Raw genomic sequence first — 18099 nt, forward strand, 5'->3', positions numbered from 1 at the left:
AGCCTAAAAAGCGTACAAAAATAGAGTGCTGAAAATATTGGTGTAAAAGAACAACCGAGAATAACTTGACACATACCAAAGCATTTTCATTTTACACAACGTTTTTCTATTTTTGATATAATAATACTTATTTCATGGCAATATAAAAGGTGGCTGATAACGATGGTCATTCAACTTAAAAATATAAGCTATCAACGACAAAATAAAGTGATTTTAAAAAACATTGATTGGATAGTTCAAAAAGGTGAGCATTGGGCTTTACTTGGATTGAACGGTTCGGGAAAAACGACATTGCTTAACATCATTAATGGCTACATTTGGCCAACGACTGGTGAAGTGACGGTACTCAGCAAACAATTCGGAGCGTATCCGCTCGGTGAACTGCGCAAACTTATCGGCTGGGTAAGCACATCCATGCAAGAAAAATTATACGGGAATGAATATACCGAAAATATCGTCTTATCTGGTAAATTTGCATCTCCAAAACTATACGAAGACCCTGAGCAAACAGATATTGATCGAGCATTAAATTTGATGGAAGAGTTTGGTTTAAGTAGTTTTATTCATCGCCGTTATGCAACATTATCCCAAGGCGAAAAGCAAAAGGTGTTAATTTTGCGAGCGCTGATGGCAAATCCAAAACTGTTAATTTTAGATGAACCGTGTACGGGGCTTGACGTGTTCGCGCGCGAGCATTTGCTCGAAACCGTTGACCAGTTAAGCAAACAGAATGATGCACCAACATTGATTTACGTTACACACCATATTGAAGAAATTTTACCTGTCTTTCAAAAAACGTTAATGCTTCGGCGCGGAAAAATATATCAAGCTGGGATTACAGCGGATTTGCTTACAGAAGAACAGCTTACTGAGTTTTTCGAAGCACCGCTTCCAGAACGGGCGACGTTTTTGCGGCAGTTCGTCCGTTCATAAACGATTACTATCACTCTACTATGTTTAAACTGTACGAAAGTCATCATTTCGACTTTTGTGCAGTTTTTATATGATTCTAAATCTGTAATTATCATGTAATTTGTTACTACATACCATTTAACGGTTCAGACACCTACAAATGTAGGTTTGTTTTTTGAATTTTACGACTTTTCTCGGAATGGTGAAAAGAAAAAGAAACCTTTATTGTAGTAAATAAGGTCTGTCCTTTTTGTACAGACAAAAATAAAATAAGGGGGATTTAAAAATTAGGAATATTTCAAAAATAACTGTTGCAATGTTCACTTTGACTATGATCTTTTTGTATGCATTTACAACGAATCAGGCAAAGGCTTCGGATAACAGTCAAGAGGTAGAGATGATTTTTGAATACGGGTGTGGCATTGTTTTTCCAGGTATAGAGCCGAGTCTTGAGCCAGTGGACGTTATTTTCAATGCTACTGCACCTCAATGGGTTAAAGCTGGCGAGGAGTTTTATTTGAACAACGTCTCGATTGCTTTTAATTGGAATTATTCTGATGAACATGCAATATTCGAAGGGATAAACTTCAAAATAAACTCAGAGAATGATTCAGGAGTAATTCATAAATTTCTCGACAATAACGCTGAATTAAATGCTCCTTCAGACGTTCCTAGACCTGTTAAAGTACCTTTAACACCTGAAGGCGGAGTCGAAGTTGGTCCATTCATTGCCGGTGAAGTAGGTGAAGTCATCTTAAAGACAGATGAAATTCGTATGAATGTCGAGCTAGATCTTGGTATGCCTCTGACTATCGGATTTACATGTCTAACGCAAGAAAGAGAGTTTGTTCTTGCAAAGGTATTGATTGATAACGAAGCGCCTGTCATCTCATTAAACGGTGACAACCCAATGACAATCAAACAAGGTGACCCGTACGAAGAACCCGGTGCAACGGCGCAAGACAACCTTGACGGTGATCTGACCGGTCAAATAAAAATTTCTGGTGACGTGGATACAGACACAATTGGCACGTATACGGTGACGTATACCGTGAGCGACAGTGTTGGTAACGAAACAACAGTTGAACGCACTGTGAACATTGTTGAACCGTTCGGTTCGTGGTATACAGGCGAAGGTCCGCCTAATGACATTGTTGGAAACAATGGAGATTCATACCTCGATACGACGACCGGTGACGTGTATAAACGTGAGCCGGACACATGGACGAAAATCGGCAACCTAAAAGGTGACGATGGCAAGCGAGGTTCTGCAATCCTTACTAGTTCAGGTGCACCATCTGCGGATGCGGGGGATATCGGTGACTTGTATCTTGATACGAATACAGGTAACGTGTACGAAAAAACGGCTAATGGATGGAAGAAAATAGCGAACTTGCAAGGACCGGCTGGTCCACAAGGTCAAAAAGGACCGAAAGGTTCTGCTGGATCAGGTGGTGGTAGCGGTTCAGGCGATGATGGTGGTGGAACAGGCAAAACAAAAACATCAACAAGCAGCGATACAGATGGAAAAGGTAAGTCTTCTAAAGGTGGAAAACTACCAAAAACAGCGACAAGCTTACCAACTCTCATGTTAATTGGTAGCTTCCTCGTAGTCATTGGTAGTATAGTATTCGTAAGACGCAGGAAAGCAATCGAATAAGTCTTCAAACGCTTATTAGGAAAATACACATAAATTACGAAAGCAGGTGGAGTAAAATTATTTTCCACCTGTTTTGCTTGAAGGGGCTTTTTAAACTGCCCCTTCAGAAAGAGAGGTACATCTGGAGGCTTGCTATATTAAAGATTTAAAAAGCTTATAAATGTTTTATAAGCGGAGACCAATTGTTAATAATAGCCGACTAGCTTGTCCCAAACAACTGGCTGCTCATCAGGTTCCTCAGTGTCACCTTCTTCCGCATTTTCTAGTGCATCCTCCTCTTCAACCGTTTCTTCTGTTGTATCGCTTGAATCATTTCCATCTTCTAACGATGTTTCAGTTTTTTCATCTTTGGCTGAAGGTTCATCAAAACAGCCTGCTTCACTGCTGTCTTCACCATCATCATCCTCAGCCGGAACGTCTGTTGAATCTTCGTCCCCAGCATCTACTGATAAATCCTCTGTTTCTTCAGATTCCGTTGATTCATCCGTAGACTCAGTTGTTTCGTTGTTCCCATCTTCAACCGGTAAAGAAATACCAAGTGTCTCTTGGATAAAACGATCATAGTAATCAAGCAAACTATCAAATCTTTCAAAAATGTATGAGTAAAATGTTTTAAACCTATTCCTCTTGAATGATGTTTGCTCGATTTGGAATGAAAAGGATAACAAGTCATAGCACAATAGGGGGATTAAGCATAAAACATGAAAAAGAGGCTCTCTTTTTGTATGGTAGATTTGCCAAATAATCACCGAAAGGAGAGCCTCTTATGAAAAAAGATAACATGAATTATCCAACTTTAAAAGAAATTGAACTCGAATTATTTTCTATGTTACAAAAATGCTTTAGCCAAGTCTTAACCAAAGTTCTTAAAGAACTTGATGAAGAAATTTCTTCACAGCGTGATAAATCAAGATTTTACTGTAAAGATAAACGAAAGACCACGTTTGAAACGATGTTTGGACCGATTACGATGAAACGGAGGTATTACCATCTGTCTCTAAAAGACGTTGACGAATCGTCTCATGACTCATAACGTGATACCCTAAAAATTTCTTTAACGTGGATTCGGCTTTTCGATAAGCTGTCCCCGTTACGGCAAGTTCTAAGGCTAAATCTTCAACTAACGGACTTGCACCTTTTGCCCCATCAAATTTTAAATACTGATCGAGAAGGTAAACGTATCTCTCTGCTTTTCTATCTATATTCAAAAAAGAGATGAAATCTAGAAACCGTGTTCTTTTTGTAAAAGTGGATGGCTTATATATCAAAAGACAAGGGGAACGACGTAAAGGTAAAGAAACGAAAATAGCCGCTATTCATGAAGGCTGAAAAAAGAATGGGAAACGCACCTCTCTTATCAATAAGCGTCATTATATACACCAAGAAAATCAGTCTTTTTGGGAAGGATTTGAGCAATTTCTTTATGAAAATTATGGTTATGACCCTACATATCATATTCTTATTATCAACGGGGATGGTGCGGAATGGATTACATCCTGTCGTGAATATTTTAAAAACAAAAAGAACGCTTTTTTTACCATCGATCGTTTTCATGTCGCTCGAGAGGTCAAGTCCATTTTTAAAGAGCACCCTCGTTACAAAGAGATTCAAAAAAAGCTGGCTCAATATGATTCGAAAGGCTTTCTTTTGGAATTAAACAGTGCAGTAGGTACATTAGCCGATCCGAAGAAAGAAGAACAATTGGAAAAACTGATTAAACAGCTCAGCCAATACCCTGAAGCGCTCGAAGATTACCGTGTATGATTACGAAAGAAAGGGATTAAAACCGAAGGGATGCGTCCGATGGGAAATGCAGAATCAACAATGAGTGTATTTGCCAGTCGGGTGAAAAACGGTCGTTCTTGGTCAGATAAAGGGATACAAGCGTTTCTAAACTTTATGGTTGGTTTAAAAGACAACTTGCCTATTAAGACGCTCTTAGGCTTATTTGAGCGAACGACCCAACAACAAGAAGATTCAAAACCAAAGTTTTATAAAGAAAAGCTAACAAATCGCCTATAAAAAGAGAGTTTTCTTAAAGCGTTAGGAAAACTCCCACAAAAGCTTGACTCAGTCAATGAAGTTTCAGAAATTGGTTGGATATTGTAATTTTGATAAAATACAAGAGACCTACTAACGCCTCAACTGACAGCAACAATAAAAAGTTTAATAACAGCAGGTGCTTATTTACTCTTTCTTCACCTTAAACGACAAGCAGAGTCCTTGAATAGAATGATAAAATCAATCCATTACTAACTAATAAGTTTGTATCGCAACTTAAACATAAGGAGAATGAACAATGAACTGGTATGACAAATTAAATACATACTTTCCAGTTGAAGAGATGAAGTCGAAAGAGCAAATTAATGCTCTCTTAGCAGATAAAGGTGATATCTACCATAAAGACGAAGGGGATACCCATATTTTAATGTACGCGGAGTTCGATTCGTTTGTATTTATTGACTTTTTATGGGTCTCCGAAAAAACGAGAGGTAAAGGAATTGGTCACCAGTTAATCGAAAAAATGAAAGCAAAAAATAAACCGATGATACTAGAGGTTGAACCGGTAGTTGCTGACGACCCGGACACTAAAAAGCGGCTCCGCTTTTATAAACGAGAAGGGTTTACTCACGCTGAACCAATTATTTATTATCATCAGGATTTCATCACAAATAAAGAAACTCAATTAGAAGTTTTATATTGGGCAAAAAGTGAGCTATCTGAAAAAACGATTTTTGAATATATGAAGAAAATATACGAAGAGGTTCACGCTTATAACGTAGAAAAAATTTATGGTAATCTTCCAAAACCAGTGTATAAGGTCCTACGCTTTGACGAAAATCGCAAATTGTAAATGATTGGTTTGTAAAAGGACATTACATTTTCGTTAATGTAATGTCCTTAGTATTTCTGTTTTCCAGTATCCATTTTTCTTCTTCTAAACTTACGACGGCTTCTGAGCCTTATCCGAAGCTACGCCAAAATTCCATCAAAAACTAACAAAGAAACTGTTTACTCAGCTTCTGCAATGATCGCTAAAACATTTTCAGTATCAACTTTTCATTAATTTAAATAGCAATAAGACCGCTTGCTCTACATCTATACACATAGAACGACCCACATTAAAAATCTTTCCATTCGAATTACATCTTGCTCATTATTTTTGGACATTTTCTTTACCAAATAAAATGAGTCGGGCGATACCGATAAAGTACTCGGACTCTCGAATGATATGGTCAAGGATTGTTTGCGCGATTGGTTTATCTTTTGCTGCTGAGCTATTGTCTTTAATTTGACGACATAGCTCGATAAACTGCTCGCTCTCTTCTAAACAAAATGTTATCAATTGGATAACTTGCCTTTGAAGTTGGACATAAACATAGCCACTACGAACGACCGATTCAACATAACTAACGACGGTTTTGTGTGTGTTTGAAAGCGATTTTTCCCATTCTTTCAATGCTTCGACATATACTTTTTCTAAATCGTTTAATGCTTCACGTATGACAACCGTATGTTCTTCTTCTTGCAATTTCCAAAATTCAGCTTCATCTAAAATTCTGAGCGGCATTTGCTGACCGTAATAAAATTGCATTCCTTCCAATCCTCCCCTTCATCCACTCTTTTCCAACTATATGAAAATTCCGAGTTAGATATGACGAAGGTTGGACTGGAATTTTTTTGTATCCTATACTACAAAAAAACCTTCCACTAAAAACTAATGGAAGATTGATTTATATATCAAATTACAGTTGAATTCTCCAGCCGAAAGGATCAGGCTCTGTTCCATATTGAATACCAGTTAATGTATCATATAATTTTTTCGTAAGTGAGCCAATTTCCCCATTGTTGACGATAAGCTGTTCATTTTTCCAGAAAAACTCTCCAATTGGTGAAATAACAGCGGCTGTACCTGTTCCGAAAGCTTCTTCTAACTTTCCATTTTTGTGAGCTTCGTAAATTTCATCGATCGAAATTTTACGTTCGACAACGGGGATTTCCCAATGTTTTAAAAGATGAAGGATAGAATCTCTCGTAATTCCATGTAAAATGCTACCATTTAATGCAGGTGTAACAACTTCGCCATCGATTTTGAAAAAGACGTTCATGCTACCGACTTCTTCGACGTATTTTTTCTCTTTTCCATCTAGCCATAGCACTTGAGTGTAGCCGATTTTCTCAGCTTCTTCTTGACCGATTAAACTGCTAGCGTAGTTTCCACCCGTTTTTGCTTCACCTGTCCCGCCTGGTGCTGCACGAATGTATTCTTCCTCAACCAAAATTTTAACCGGATTAATACCTTCTTTATAGTAAGAACCGACCGGTGACATAATGATAAGGAATTGATACGTTTTCGAAGGTGCTAAACCTAAGCTCGGTTCAGTAGCAATAACGAATGGACGAATATAGAGTGACGTTCCCTCTGCTTTTGGAATCCAATCTTGATCAAGTGTCACTAATTGCTTTAACGCTTCAAGTGCTAAATCCTCATCAATTTTCGGAATGCAAATACGCTCATTCGATTCATTCAGTCTTTTAAAATTTCGTTCGGGCCGAAAAAGGAAAATTTGATCATCTTTCCGATATGCCTTAAGCCCTTCAAATACCGTTTGTCCATAGTGAAAAGCTTTAGCTGCGGGGTCAAGCTCCAACGGTGCATATGGTACGATCCGCGGGCTATGCCATCCTTGTCCTTCCGTATAATCCATCATAAACATATGATCCGTATACTGCTTTCCGAATTCGATTTGATCCTCAGCCGGTTTTTGTTTACGATTTGTACTTTCAATCGTTTGAATTTCATTACGTTTCATACAGAATACCCCCATCATTTTTACAAATTCCTCGGCTTTGTATAAAAATATTCGTATTTATATAACCGCTATCTATTTGTTAGATGCAACATCCATATCAATAAAGTGACTCAAACAAACATGTTCATAAATACCTTACTTCATAATTATACATCATAATTGCTGAAACTGATCAAAAAACTGTTCAGCCATACAAGATATATAATCATTCGACATGTCTTTTTGATTTGAATGGGGGGCTCATTGTAGTAGTTCTGTTAACCGAAAGAAATCGGTTAGAACTCAATTTCTTTCGGAATCTAGAGCATCAGATTTACTCTTTTTCGGAAACACCTGCCTCTGAAAAAGTTGCCATGTCACTAAGCATTTTTGTCGCTGCTTCAACGATTGGAAATGCGAGTGCGGCGCCAGTACCTTCTCCAAGTCTCATATGTAAATTAAGTAATGGGGTTTTGCCTAGTTTTTCAAGGGCTGCTTGATGACCAGGCTCTGCTGAATAGTGACCTGCAAGCATATAGTCCGAGGCACATTCATTAATTGCCGTTGCAATAATCGCTGAGACCGTACAAATAAAGCCGTCGACGATTATTGGGATGCGATTCCTGGCAGCTGCGAGCATTGCCCCTGCCATTGCAGCAATCTCATAACCACCGAGTTTTTTTAATAGATCAATCGGGTCGTTTTTATTAGGTTTTCGTTCCTCAATTGCCCGTTCAATAACGCTTTTTTTCACTTTCATTTGTTCCGTCGTCAATCCCGTACCAGGACCGATAAGTTCAGCAAGATTTTTCTCTGTGATGACGGCAAGCAATGCACTTGAAGAAGTCGTATTGCCGATCCCCATTTCACCAACGATTAAACATTTCGCACCTTTTTTAATTAATGTTTGAGCTTCTTCACTACCAATGTTAAGTGCTTCGTATGTTTCCGCTTCAGTCATAGCATCCTCTATAACAAAATTTCTCGTTCCTCGTCTAATTTTTCGCGAAACTAAATTTTCGTGTGTCACTGTCTCTGCTACTCCGACGTCAACAATCGAAAATTGGGCACCGATTTGGCGACTAAACACATTCATTGCTGCTCCACCAGATAGAAAGTTTAGTACCATTTGCGCCGTCACTTCTTTCGGATACGCAGACACACCTTCATCTGTTACACCATGATCAGACGCAAAAAGAAGCGCGGCTGGTGGCGAGACGACCGGGAACTTTTGACCGGTCATTTCAGCAAGCTCCACGGCTAAACTTTCGAGTCTGCCAAGACTGCCGATTGGTTTAGTTAACGAATCGATATGCGCCTTCGCTTCTTTCCCAATGTCTTTATCTAAAAGTGGAATCTCAACTTGATTCATTTTATTCTCCCTCTTTTTTCTTTCGTCTATTACTACGAAACACGATCGCACTTCGTTCATACTCAATATCTTTTTTTCCTGAACGAAAATTGATTACTCTTGCAAGTACAAAAAAATAATCTGATAAGCGATTGAGATACATTTGCACAAGCGGCGGGACATGTTCTTCTGCTTTTGCTAGTGTAACGACTTCACGCTCTGCGCGACGGGTAACAGTCCTCGCAACATGAATCAACGCCGCTGGTTTTACACCGCCCGGCAAAATAAATCGCTGTAGTTCTGGTGTTTCTTCAATGTACTCATCAATTCGCTCTTCAAGAAAATCGATCATCTCCTGTTTTAGCTTTAATTCGCCTTTGCCCGTCACATTCGCCAAATCACCTCCGCAGTCAAATAGTTCATGCTGAATTTTTTCTAATTCGTTAATAAGATCTTGAAATTGATTAGGATCAAGCTCTGCAATCGCTTGCCCAACGAAAGAGTTCGCTTCATCGATCGTTCCGTATGCTTGGACACGGATATGATCTTTGTCGACACGCCCTCCGATAAGACTTGTTTTACCTTTGTCTCCTGTCCTCGTATAAATTTTCACATTACATCCCTCCGTTACTATTTTATTTGCTTACTAATGCCGTACCAGATTTTGTCAACACGACTCGCTTGAGCCACTATATCTTGATAACACCAGCCTGTCACATCACGCCATAGTCGATCTTCTCTCTCAGTCGGGACAATTCCTTTTGAGAAATCGTTTCCAATGAGGATTAGCGTGCGTTCTTCGTCCTCGTTTTCCCAGTTACGCCAAGCGATTAACTGCTTATTAAACATTCCTCTTAAACTGTCTGCTTCTTCAGCATACGTCATTTTTGCTTTGATATAATATTCAATTCCTTCAAGAACTATACAAGTCGCAAATGTTGAAATGTCTTCAAATCGTTCATATCTAAATGGCTGACGATACGCAGAACGCCAATCTATCGTGAACTTATTTTTATAGTGTTGTTTTACCCATTTTCTTTTTCCGTTAAAGGCACCTCCGATAACGAAATGCACCGTTCTCCCCTCCCTAGCTTCTCTCTTGTCGTCACAAGTCGATAACCACCGCCGAACGGAATGATCCAATCCCAAAATGTTTTTTTATGAGGTGCATACATTTCTAGCAAGTGCCGAATGACACCACTGTGGGACACAACTGTTATTTCTCGCACACCGTCTAGAAATTTTGAGTGTAAGCCGTCCCATCCATCTTGTATTCGCTTCGTAAACATTTTAATTGATTCGCCATTGGGAGGTCGGTGTAAAAATGGATCTTCCAGCCATTTTTGATAGGTTTTATCGTCCTTAAGCTGTTCATAGGTTTTACCTTCAAAGTCACCGAAATGAAACTCACGAAAATTTTCGCTCATTTCGATTTCATGATGAGAGAATAAGAGCTTCGCAGTTTCGAGACAGCGAGTTAAATCACTTGAAATCACATAATGAGGCTTTGGGTATTGATGTTTAATTCGCCGCAAGCGGTCGACTTCACTCGGAAGAAGTGGTGAATTTAACCAGCCTTGATATACGTTACGTTCGTTATTTATTGTAGCCCCATGGCGAATGAGTGTAAGAGCCACAGTGTGAACCATAAGATCGTTTCTCCTCCTTCCAGCGTTGCGCCGAGTGTATCTCCTGAAATGCCGCCAAACTGTTTTTCAATAAATCCTTTACTTACGACAGCAAATCCTAACGCAATAAGCAATAATATAGCGGTGCCACTTACCGCATGAATATTAAAATAAGCAACAAAAACAAAAAATAAGAGTATGCCGATCAGAAATACAAAAATATCTTTCCTCTCTAGTCCTTTCTTGAAAAAAGCGGCTAGTCCATCTTGCTTCGCTAGTTTTCCAAAAATAAACACGTAGCACATTGAAAAGCGTGCAAAATAATAAACACTCACAATGAAAACAAAGGTTATGTCCGATGCAAGCTTTATCGTCTCAAGAATAAACACGTAACGCCACGCAAGTAAAAAAATAACGGACAAAACAGCAAAAGAGCCTGTTCTCGGATCAGCCATAATTTCAAGTCGCTTTTGTTGATCACGGTAAGAAAAAAATGCATCACTTGCGTCCATAAAACCGTCTAAATGAAGCCCACCGGTAATAATAAGCGGTATCGTTACGACGAGCATAGCAATAACAGTGGCTGGCAAATGTAAAACGTGTTCATTCAATACTATGATCGCAGCGAGGATAAGTCCAATCCCTATTCCAATGAACGGAACTACATATAAGGCTTTTTTTAATCTTGCTTCATCCATCGAAAGCTCTTTTTTTATAGGGAGCGTCGTATAAAATTGCAGAGCGAGCAATACACTGTCAAGACATTCTCTACACTTTCCTTTCAACTTCATTCCCCCACTCGTTCATCGCGCGAATCATATAAGCAATATCAACATAACGTTCTACATGTGCTGCGAATCCATCGTAGTCATATTTTTTCTTGTCAAACGAACGATTTAAATAAAGATGATTTGGTTTCAATCGTCATCGACTGAAACATTGGAATAATCCCAACAACAGGAATGTCTAGTCTTTGTTCGATCCAATCAATCCCAGAATGAAAAAGAGAGAGATCACCGCGAAATTTATTAATAATCAATCCTTTGACTCGTGCTCTTTCTGTTGGTGTAAGTAGTTCAATCGTTCCTACTAAACTTGCAAAAACGCCTCCTCGTTCAATATCAGCGATAAGAAATACGGGAACATCAGCAAGTTCAGCCACTTTCATATTGACGAGATCACGATCATTCAAATTCATTTCTACCGGACTGCCGGCTCCTTCGACGATGATCATGTTAAATTTTTTTTGGAGCTTCGCTAATGACTGCTGAATAGCAGCTAATCCTATTTCATAAACTCTCTCACGATAGTCTCTTCCTGAATAAGTATCAATTTTTTTACCAAGTAAAATAACTTCAGAGGTTGTTTCACTTTTTGGCTTTAATACGATCGGATTCATATAAACAGACGGGGACACTCGTGCAGCTTCCGCTTGAATCCATTGCGAGCGTGCAATTTCTTTTCCATTTGAAAAAACAAACGTGTCGTTTGACATATTTTGTGATTTGAATGGTGTGACTGCATAGCCTTGATTGGCGAAAATGCGGCAAAATGCCGTTGCAATTACACTTTTACCGACATCTGATGCTGTTCCTTGCAGCATGAATCCTTTCATCACGTTCCCTCACTTCATTCGGATCGAAATTCCGTTCTCACAAAGGTACGCTTCATCTGATAGCGCGACGAGCCTTTGATGGATCTTGCCTAACAATTCAACGTAAGCGAATGTCGTCTCACGTTTAAACGGTTCGTAAAACACTTCGTTAGATACAACGATGAGCGTGCGACGATGTTGTAGCTTGTGAATCGAACCAATAATTAAATTAAATAATGCTTTTCGTTCATTTTCATTTAACATGTCATAGTTTTCACCATTTAATTTAAAAAGCTCATTGTTTACAAGTGTCGTTAAACAGTCGAACAAAATGATACTGTTTTGTGCGATTTTTTCATGTAAGCGCCCGATATTACGTTCCACCTCCCACGTGATCCAATGAGCACTACTAGCTTCTCGCCTCTCTTTATGACGGTGAATGCGGTCATGCATTTCCGTATCAGTATCCATACTTGTCGCAACGTAATGAAGGTGATTCGATTCGACCTGTTTAATCGCAAGTTTTTCAGCAAACGAACTTTTGCCACTTCTTACTCCACCGGTTACAAAAATGAGCATTGTTGCCGCCACCTTTTTAAAACGGTAATAAGTCGATCATTCTCCGCTTTCGTCCGAATTGCAAAGCGTAAGTAATTTCCGTCCAATCCAGCGAAATTTTCGGTATGTCGTGCTGTTAAACCTTCATTCAGTAAAAAACGAAGGAGTGGTTTCATGCTTTGCTTCTTTGTCTCTCGTAAAATGTAATAGTTTGTTTCGCTATTCGAGATAACGAAGTCCAGTTGCTTTAATTCTGACACCACTCGCTTTCGCTCCCGAGCAACTTGTTCTGATGTTTGTTTAACGAAGGCATCCTCATGAATACAGAGAAGTCCGACTTGCTCAGCAATGGCATTGACACTCCAATGCGGCTGGAATGTTGATAGTTCAGAAATAAATGTAGGATCAGCTGCGATCCAACCGAGACGAATGCCAGCAATCGCGAACATTTTAGTAAACGAACGTAAAATGACGAGATTTGGGTACGTTTGCACATATGGAACGAGTGTATACGGATCGAGGCAAAAATCATAAAAGGCTTCATCAATAACGACGATAACCTTTTGTTTAAAGGCCGCTTTTATAAGCGAAAGGAGAATATCTTTATCATATCGTACACCTGTCGGGTTATTCGGACTACATAGAAATAGTGCTACTTTGCCTTCTAACTGAGGAACGATATCATCTAATGAAATTTGCCAGTCATTGTCTTCTTTTAAAACGACGGAATGAACCCGACATCCGTGAGCCGTACATGCCGTATGATATTCTGAAAACGTCGGATCGATGATGAGCACATCTTGTTCACGAAATCGATTCGCAAGCAAAAAGACTAATTCCGCCGCTCCATTTCCGATAAGAATATTGTCTTTCTCAATCGACTCTTTTTGTGCCACCGCTTCTTTCAGTGCGAACGAATGCGGGTCTGGATAATCACGAACATACGTTAAAAATTGAGACCACTGCTTCTCAATCAACCTTGGCATTCCATATGGATTAACATTCACACTAAAATCGATTACGTGATTCGGTTTTGCTAAATGAAGAGCGTTAAAAAGATACTGCGGATTCGAGCCATGAGCAGGTAGACACAATGAGCCCACCTCCTAACAAAAATAAAATGAGCATCGTATTAGTTGTACGGTGCATAATGGAAACGGCTTGTGCGATATGTTTGGCTTCCAACGGATAAATAGATTCGCCAATATAGGCGCGCTTTGAAACAATGCCCGCGTATATGTTCGTACCACCGAGTTGGATTCCAAGAAGCGCAGCCGTTGCCGATTCAAGCCAACCACTGTTAGGACTTGCATGTTTTTTAGCATCACGGGTGAAGATCCGAAAGCAATCACGTCTCGAACGCGGTTGAACAGGTTGGTTGACGATAATCATCCACAATCCAGTGAGACGGCTCGGTATGTAATTAACGACATCATCGAGTCGGGCCGATGCCCAGCCGAATTGAGCGAATTGCTCATTTTTGTATCCTAGCATCGAGTCACACGTATTGATTGTCCGATACGCAAGCGCAAGCGGTGCTCCTCCAATAAGTGCCCAAAAAAGTGGTGCGGTTATTCCGTCACTCGTATTTTCAGCAACGGTTTCAACCGTAGCTCGTGTAATTTCAGCTTCAGTTAACTGTTCCGTATCGCGTGCGACGATCAGGCTGAGATTTTTTCTTGCTTTCTCTATATCCCCTTCAATGAGCGGTTCATACACATCGTTCGCTGCATCGGCAAGCCCTTTCGTTGCTATCGTCGTTGCGATGAGCGACGACTCTATTACAATTCCAAATGTTCTATTCATACGATAGGAAAAATACATAATAAGAACGGTTATCGCAATGACAACGATGACGAGAAGAAACACTACAAGACTACCTTTCAATCTGCGAAATTTTCCAAAATTAAGTCTTTGCTCAAGACATGCAATCCCTTTTCCGATCATTCGAACGGGGTGTGGCAATGATTTCGGATCGCCAACAATTCGGTCGATCAAATATGCGAGTACAATTGAGATGAGATGATCGATTATCATGCTTGACGTCCTTTTCGAATCGCTTCTACCGTACATTCATATACTGTTTTCCCTAGCGCTTTTCCAAGTGCTGTAATCGTGCCCGCATATTGAAATGCTTTCCCGCGCTGTGTCGCACTGACGAGTATGCTATCGGTTGATGTACCTGTCGCAATCGTGTTCGTCACTGGGTCAACAATCTTTTCATCAAAAAACGCTTTCGCCTTCGCTTCTGTTGATGTCATAAGCGCTTGCATAAAGGCTTCCTCTGACAACTCACCATTAACAAATACCCACGTATTAATCGTGCCGACTTCATGCTTTTCCCATTTATGCGCAGACGCTTTTGACACATCGACAGCATTACCAATACCTGCCGTAACGATGACTAGCAGTTCGAACGATTCTTTTTTAATAAGCCGGCTACTATAATGTGCGAGTCTTGCAGCAGTCATCATCGCAACAGTATCATCGATTGCTATATTTTGAGTTTTTAAAAACTTACGCATATCCTCTTCAGGATTATCGCACACATAATCTTTGTGAACGTGGCGGTTAATGAATGTCTGCTTCCATGAAAAACCTGAGCCGAGTACGGCTGAAGATACCGTCTTAAGTTGAAACGGAAACGAAAGCTTGATCCATTCTTCCGTTTGCTCTATCGATAGCGATTGAAATGTAATCATTGCCCGTTCACTTTGTGTCTTGTCAGGTAATATAGTTGTTAATGGACGTGAACGTTCAGGATGAATGAGACGTTTTGTTTTTGCACGGTAAATACGCTCAATCGTTTCTTCGCGTAAAACAGATGTTGGTGTGTCAAGTGAATGAACCGCTCCATCATGCAACAGTAAAAGCCGATCACAATAAAGGCTAGCTAAATCTAGATCATGAAAGACCGCAACAATCGTCAACCCTTTTTCTTCTGTCCATTTTCTTAATGTATCGAGTAAATTCTTTTGATGAGCGAGATCGAGATGATTTGTCGGTTCATCGAGAAGCAATAATTTCGGTTCTTGTGCTAAAGCTTGCGCAAGATATACCCGCTGCTTCTCACCGCCACTTAGCGAATGAATCGATTTCTCGGCAAATTGCAATACGTTAGCTTGCGCCATCGCATCATTCATTACTTCTTTATCAATGACCGACAGTGACTTAAAAAGCCCTTTTTGATAGGCATAACGGCCGAGCGATACGACTTCTTCCACCGTATACATGTACGTTTGCTCGACCGATTGCGGGAGTACGGCGATTACTTTCGCAAGCTCTTTCGAAGAAAAAGCGTGTAACGGTTTACGAGCAAGTGTAACTGAACCGTGCTGAAGTGGATGAACACCCGAAATCATTTTTAATAGCGTCGTTTTTCCACTCCCATTTGGACCGAGTACACCGAGAAATTCGCCTTTCTTAACGGAAAAGCTAATCTCTTTTAAAACGTTGTTCCCACCGTATCCTCCTGATACATGTTCTACTTTCAGCATACTACACACTTCTTTCTTTTCGTTGTCGGAATAAAATCAAAGCAAACACCGGTGCCCCAATAATCGCCGTAATCACTCCAATTGGTAACTCAACTGGCGCAACGATTGTACGTGCAACGAGATCAGCTAAGATTAAAAAACTTCCGCCATAAAAAATAGACAGTGGAAGTAAATGGCGGTGGTCAGTTCCAAATACGATTCGGATCATATGTGGAATGACGAGCCCAACAAAGCCAATCGTCCCCGATACGGCAACCGCTGCACCGGTAACGACCGATGCGGATAAAAGGATAAGCATTTTTCGAGTTTGAACGTTAACACCGAGATGGTGCGCGCGCTCTTCTCCAAATGAAAGTGCGTTCAGTTCACTAGCACTAAATAATAATATAAGACTACCGATAATAAAAAATGGCAAAATCATAAGCGTATAATTCCAGCTCCGCATGCTAACACTGCCGAGTAACCAATGAATAATTTGGCGAAGTTCCTCCCCGCTTAACGCAACCATTAAAGAGAGCAACGATCCTAAAAATGAGCTAATAATAATTCCTGTTAAAATAATCATTTCCATCGAAAGCGTTTCCTGAACGATCCGAGCAAACATAATGACAGCAATAATCGTAAGAAAACCGCCAAAAATGGCAAAAATCGGAAGCGTGAACGGTCCAAAAATTGTAATTCCATAAAAAATAACGAGAACAGCTCCAAACGAAGCACCGGAAGATACACCTAGCGTGTACGGATCAGCAAGCGGATTTTTTAATAAACCTTGAAATGCTGCCCCGCATATCGCAAGTGATGCCCCGACAAAAAAAGCAAGCACAACTCGTGGAAGTCGAATTTTCATTACTATATTCGTCGTCGTCTCATCAACCGATAGACCCATATCAAGATGAAGCAATGACTGAATCATAAGATGCGCAACTTCAGAGAGGGGGATCGATACACTCCCGATCGATACCCCTAACATCATTGCTCCAATCGTAAAGAGAATCGCAACGCTATATGTGATAAATCGGTTATTCTCCAAATACGTCTGGATAGATAACTTTCGCAAGTTCTTCGATCCCTTCAGCTAAGCGTGGACCTGGGCGTGATACAAGATCAGGATGAACATCATAAACACGTTCGTTTTTCACAGCGGGAACGTCTTGCCACGCTTTCCGTGCGAGAATTTCATCCTTTGGATTTTCAACGTAATCACCGTATGTCGTAACGATAACGTCTGGATTTAACTTCACGGCATCTTCTTCCGTAAATTGAACCCAACCTTCTTGGTCGCCAGCGACGTTCTCAGCACGAATGATACTTAGCATTTCATCAATAAATGTATTCTTTCCTGTTGTATATAACTCTGGGTCTACTTCCACCCATACTTTCACTTCATCTTGTATATCTTTAGCTTTTTCCTCAAGTTCAGCGATTTTTGTTTTTATCGTATTGATGATTTCGTTACCTTTTTCTTTCGTTCCTGTCGCTAATGCCATCATGTCAATCGAATGATATGTAGCTTCGAACGAGGACGCATCGTTTACGACGATAACATCAATATTCGCTTCCCGTAGCTGTTCAAGTCCTTCAGCAGAATTATGAGCATTAGACTCATGGGCAAACACAACATCAGGTTCAAGTGAAATAATTTGTTCAATATTAAATTCCATACCACCGACTTTTTCTTTTTCCATCGCTTCTTCTGGATAATTATCAAACTCTGAAACTCCAACAATCTCATCGTTTAAACCTAACGCAAATAATATTTCCGTATTGCTTGGAATTAATGAAACGACTCGTTCAGGTTTTGTTTCTAGTGTCACTTCGTAATCTAACGCGTCTGTAATCGTGATCGGAAATTCAGATTCTTTCTGATTTGTCTCGTTATCATTATTTACTGTTTGTTGTTGCTCGACTGGACCGCATGCTACTAACAATCCAATTGCAATGAATAATGTAAAAAATAAATGTAAACTTTTTCGCAAAACTTTCTCTCCTATTCAACATTTTTTCCAAAATCAAAAAAGTCCATCTTGACCGATGGACTTTAAACAACACTCGTGAACACATGCATACTCTTTATGCTCTCATTCGTGTCGCCTCAACACCTCCATC

At 39.9% G+C, this 18099-nt stretch carries 20 protein-coding genes and 1 pseudogene; 5 read left to right on the forward strand and 16 right to left on the reverse strand.

The genetic code is table 11. The features are described from left to right. Positions 1 to 162: 162 nt before the first annotated feature. Both ABU914_RS04005 and ABU914_RS04010 read left to right on the forward strand, forming a co-directional pair. A complete protein-coding gene (locus ABU914_RS04005) occupies positions 163 to 933 on the forward strand; it encodes an ABC transporter ATP-binding protein (RefSeq protein ID WP_379668473.1) in 771 nt (256 codons plus the stop codon). A gap of 376 nt (positions 934 to 1309) precedes the next feature. After that, on the forward strand, positions 1310 to 2572 hold the full coding sequence (locus tag ABU914_RS04010; RefSeq protein WP_379668474.1) for a DUF5011 domain-containing protein: 1263 nt from the start codon (positions 1310 to 1312) through the stop codon (positions 2570 to 2572). Positions 2573 to 2757: 185 nt separating this feature from the next. Here ABU914_RS04010 and ABU914_RS04015 read toward each other — a convergent pair whose 3' ends face one another. Further along, the gene (locus ABU914_RS04015; protein WP_379668475.1) at positions 2758 to 3147 is read right to left on the reverse strand and encodes a hypothetical protein; all 390 of its coding nucleotides are present in this window, start codon (positions 3145 to 3147) and stop codon (positions 2758 to 2760) included. Between the two features lie 191 nt (positions 3148 to 3338). On the opposite strand from ABU914_RS04015, the gene ABU914_RS04020 reads away from it, so the two are divergent. Beyond that, positions 3339 to 3605, forward strand: coding sequence for a UPF0236 family transposase-like protein (locus ABU914_RS04020; RefSeq protein WP_379668476.1), 267 nt, complete (start codon positions 3339 to 3341; stop codon positions 3603 to 3605). Here the strand turns inward: ABU914_RS04020 and ABU914_RS04025 are convergent. Further along, positions 3538 to 3840 carry a UPF0236 family transposase-like protein gene (locus ABU914_RS04025; protein WP_379668477.1) on the reverse strand — a complete coding sequence of 101 codons (303 nt, stop codon included), beginning with the start codon at positions 3838 to 3840 and terminating at the stop codon, positions 3538 to 3540. The two genes, ABU914_RS04020 and ABU914_RS04025, sit on opposite strands and share 68 nt — an antisense overlap. On the opposite strand from ABU914_RS04025, the pseudogene ABU914_RS04030 reads away from it, so the two are divergent. Further along, positions 3788 to 4594: pseudogene (locus tag ABU914_RS04030) on the forward strand (UPF0236 family transposase-like protein). The gene ABU914_RS04025 and the pseudogene ABU914_RS04030 overlap by 53 nt on opposite strands. A gap of 277 nt (positions 4595 to 4871) precedes the next feature. After that, complete coding sequence (locus ABU914_RS04035; protein ID WP_379668478.1) at positions 4872 to 5426, forward strand: GNAT family N-acetyltransferase; 555 nt, start codon at positions 4872 to 4874, stop codon at positions 5424 to 5426. A gap of 303 nt (positions 5427 to 5729) precedes the next feature. On the opposite strand, the gene ABU914_RS04040 is transcribed toward ABU914_RS04035, so the two are convergent. From ABU914_RS04040 to ABU914_RS04105, 14 genes are all read right to left on the reverse strand, one after another. After that, positions 5730 to 6167, reverse strand: coding sequence for a DUF2935 domain-containing protein (locus ABU914_RS04040; RefSeq protein ID WP_379668479.1), 438 nt, complete (start codon positions 6165 to 6167; stop codon positions 5730 to 5732). Positions 6168 to 6318: 151 nt separating this feature from the next. Beyond that, entirely contained in the window at positions 6319 to 7386 is a 1068-nt protein-coding gene (locus tag ABU914_RS04045) for a branched-chain amino acid aminotransferase (protein WP_379668480.1), read from the reverse strand. A gap of 313 nt (positions 7387 to 7699) precedes the next feature. Then, positions 7700 to 8737: a nicotinate-nucleotide--dimethylbenzimidazole phosphoribosyltransferase gene (gene cobT, locus ABU914_RS04050; protein WP_379668481.1), complete on the reverse strand. Its 1038-nt coding sequence runs from the start codon at positions 8735 to 8737 to the stop codon at positions 7700 to 7702. 1 nt (position 8738) lies between these two features. After that, entirely contained in the window at positions 8739 to 9329 is a 591-nt protein-coding gene (locus tag ABU914_RS04055) for a cob(I)yrinic acid a,c-diamide adenosyltransferase (RefSeq protein WP_379668482.1), read from the reverse strand. Between the two features lie 17 nt (positions 9330 to 9346). Further along, positions 9347 to 9790, reverse strand: coding sequence for a bifunctional adenosylcobinamide kinase/adenosylcobinamide-phosphate guanylyltransferase (locus ABU914_RS04060; RefSeq protein ID WP_379668483.1), 444 nt, complete (start codon positions 9788 to 9790; stop codon positions 9347 to 9349). Continuing rightward, complete coding sequence (locus ABU914_RS04065; RefSeq protein ID WP_379668484.1) at positions 9742 to 10365, reverse strand: histidine phosphatase family protein; 624 nt, start codon at positions 10363 to 10365, stop codon at positions 9742 to 9744. Before ABU914_RS04065 ends, ABU914_RS04060 begins: the two co-directional genes overlap by 49 nt. Further along, the gene (gene cobS, locus ABU914_RS04070) at positions 10317 to 11129 is read right to left on the reverse strand and encodes an adenosylcobinamide-GDP ribazoletransferase (protein WP_379668485.1); all 813 of its coding nucleotides are present in this window, start codon (positions 11127 to 11129) and stop codon (positions 10317 to 10319) included. Before cobS ends, ABU914_RS04065 begins: the two co-directional genes overlap by 49 nt. 98 nt (positions 11130 to 11227) lie before the next feature. Further along, positions 11228 to 11959, reverse strand: coding sequence for a cobyric acid synthase (locus tag ABU914_RS04075; protein ID WP_379668486.1), 732 nt, complete (start codon positions 11957 to 11959; stop codon positions 11228 to 11230). A gap of 9 nt (positions 11960 to 11968) precedes the next feature. Continuing rightward, a complete protein-coding gene (locus tag ABU914_RS04080) occupies positions 11969 to 12517 on the reverse strand; it encodes a bifunctional adenosylcobinamide kinase/adenosylcobinamide-phosphate guanylyltransferase (protein ID WP_379668487.1) in 549 nt (182 codons plus the stop codon). Then, positions 12502 to 13590: a threonine-phosphate decarboxylase CobD gene (gene cobD, locus ABU914_RS04085; RefSeq protein WP_379668488.1), complete on the reverse strand. Its 1089-nt coding sequence runs from the start codon at positions 13588 to 13590 to the stop codon at positions 12502 to 12504. The genes ABU914_RS04080 and cobD overlap by 16 nt, the downstream gene beginning before the upstream one ends. Next, positions 13547 to 14527, reverse strand: a complete 981-nt coding sequence (gene cbiB / locus ABU914_RS04090; protein ID WP_379668598.1) for an adenosylcobinamide-phosphate synthase CbiB — start codon at positions 14525 to 14527, stop codon at positions 13547 to 13549. The genes cobD and cbiB overlap by 44 nt, the downstream gene beginning before the upstream one ends. A gap of 2 nt (positions 14528 to 14529) precedes the next feature. After that, positions 14530 to 15993, reverse strand: a complete 1464-nt coding sequence (locus ABU914_RS04095; protein WP_379668489.1) for an adenosylcobinamide amidohydrolase — start codon at positions 15991 to 15993, stop codon at positions 14530 to 14532. A gap of 1 nt (position 15994) precedes the next feature. Beyond that, on the reverse strand, positions 15995 to 17050 hold the full coding sequence (locus tag ABU914_RS04100) for a FecCD family ABC transporter permease (protein ID WP_379668490.1): 1056 nt from the start codon (positions 17048 to 17050) through the stop codon (positions 15995 to 15997). Continuing rightward, positions 17013 to 17969 carry an ABC transporter substrate-binding protein gene (locus ABU914_RS04105; protein WP_379668491.1) on the reverse strand — a complete coding sequence of 319 codons (957 nt, stop codon included), beginning with the start codon at positions 17967 to 17969 and terminating at the stop codon, positions 17013 to 17015. The genes ABU914_RS04100 and ABU914_RS04105 overlap by 38 nt, the downstream gene beginning before the upstream one ends. Positions 17970 to 18099 lie beyond the last annotated feature (130 nt).

The sequence above is a fragment of the Pueribacillus sp. YX66 genome (assembly GCF_041725775.1).
GTDB lineage: Bacteria > Bacillota > Bacilli > Bacillales > UBA6769 > Pueribacillus.

Bases quoted from the DNA above. Each gene is read 5' to 3' on its own strand.
- ABU914_RS04005 (WP_379668473.1), top strand. From the start codon at position 163: ATGGTCATTCAACTTAAAAATATAAGCTATCAACGACAAAATAAAGTG.
- ABU914_RS04010 (WP_379668474.1), top strand. From the start codon at position 1,310: ATGATTTTTGAATACGGGTGTGGCATTGTTTTTCCAGGTATAGAGCCG.
- ABU914_RS04020 (WP_379668476.1), top strand. From the start codon at position 3,339: ATGAAAAAAGATAACATGAATTATCCAACTTTAAAAGAAATTGAACTC.
- ABU914_RS04035 (WP_379668478.1), top strand. From the start codon at position 4,872: ATGAACTGGTATGACAAATTAAATACATACTTTCCAGTTGAAGAGATG.
- ABU914_RS04040 (WP_379668479.1), bottom strand. From the start codon at position 6,167: ATGCAATTTTATTACGGTCAGCAAATGCCGCTCAGAATTTTAGATGAA.
- ABU914_RS04045 (WP_379668480.1), bottom strand. From the start codon at position 7,386: ATGAAACGTAATGAAATTCAAACGATTGAAAGTACAAATCGTAAACAA.
- cobT (WP_379668481.1), bottom strand. From the start codon at position 8,737: ATGAATCAAGTTGAGATTCCACTTTTAGATAAAGACATTGGGAAAGAA.
- ABU914_RS04065 (WP_379668484.1), bottom strand. From the start codon at position 10,365: ATGGTTCACACTGTGGCTCTTACACTCATTCGCCATGGGGCTACAATA.
- ABU914_RS04075 (WP_379668486.1), bottom strand. From the start codon at position 11,959: ATGAAAGGATTCATGCTGCAAGGAACAGCATCAGATGTCGGTAAAAGT.
- ABU914_RS04080 (WP_379668487.1), bottom strand. From the start codon at position 12,517: ATGCTCATTTTTGTAACCGGTGGAGTAAGAAGTGGCAAAAGTTCGTTT.
- ABU914_RS04095 (WP_379668489.1), bottom strand. From the start codon at position 15,993: ATGCTGAAAGTAGAACATGTATCAGGAGGATACGGTGGGAACAACGTT.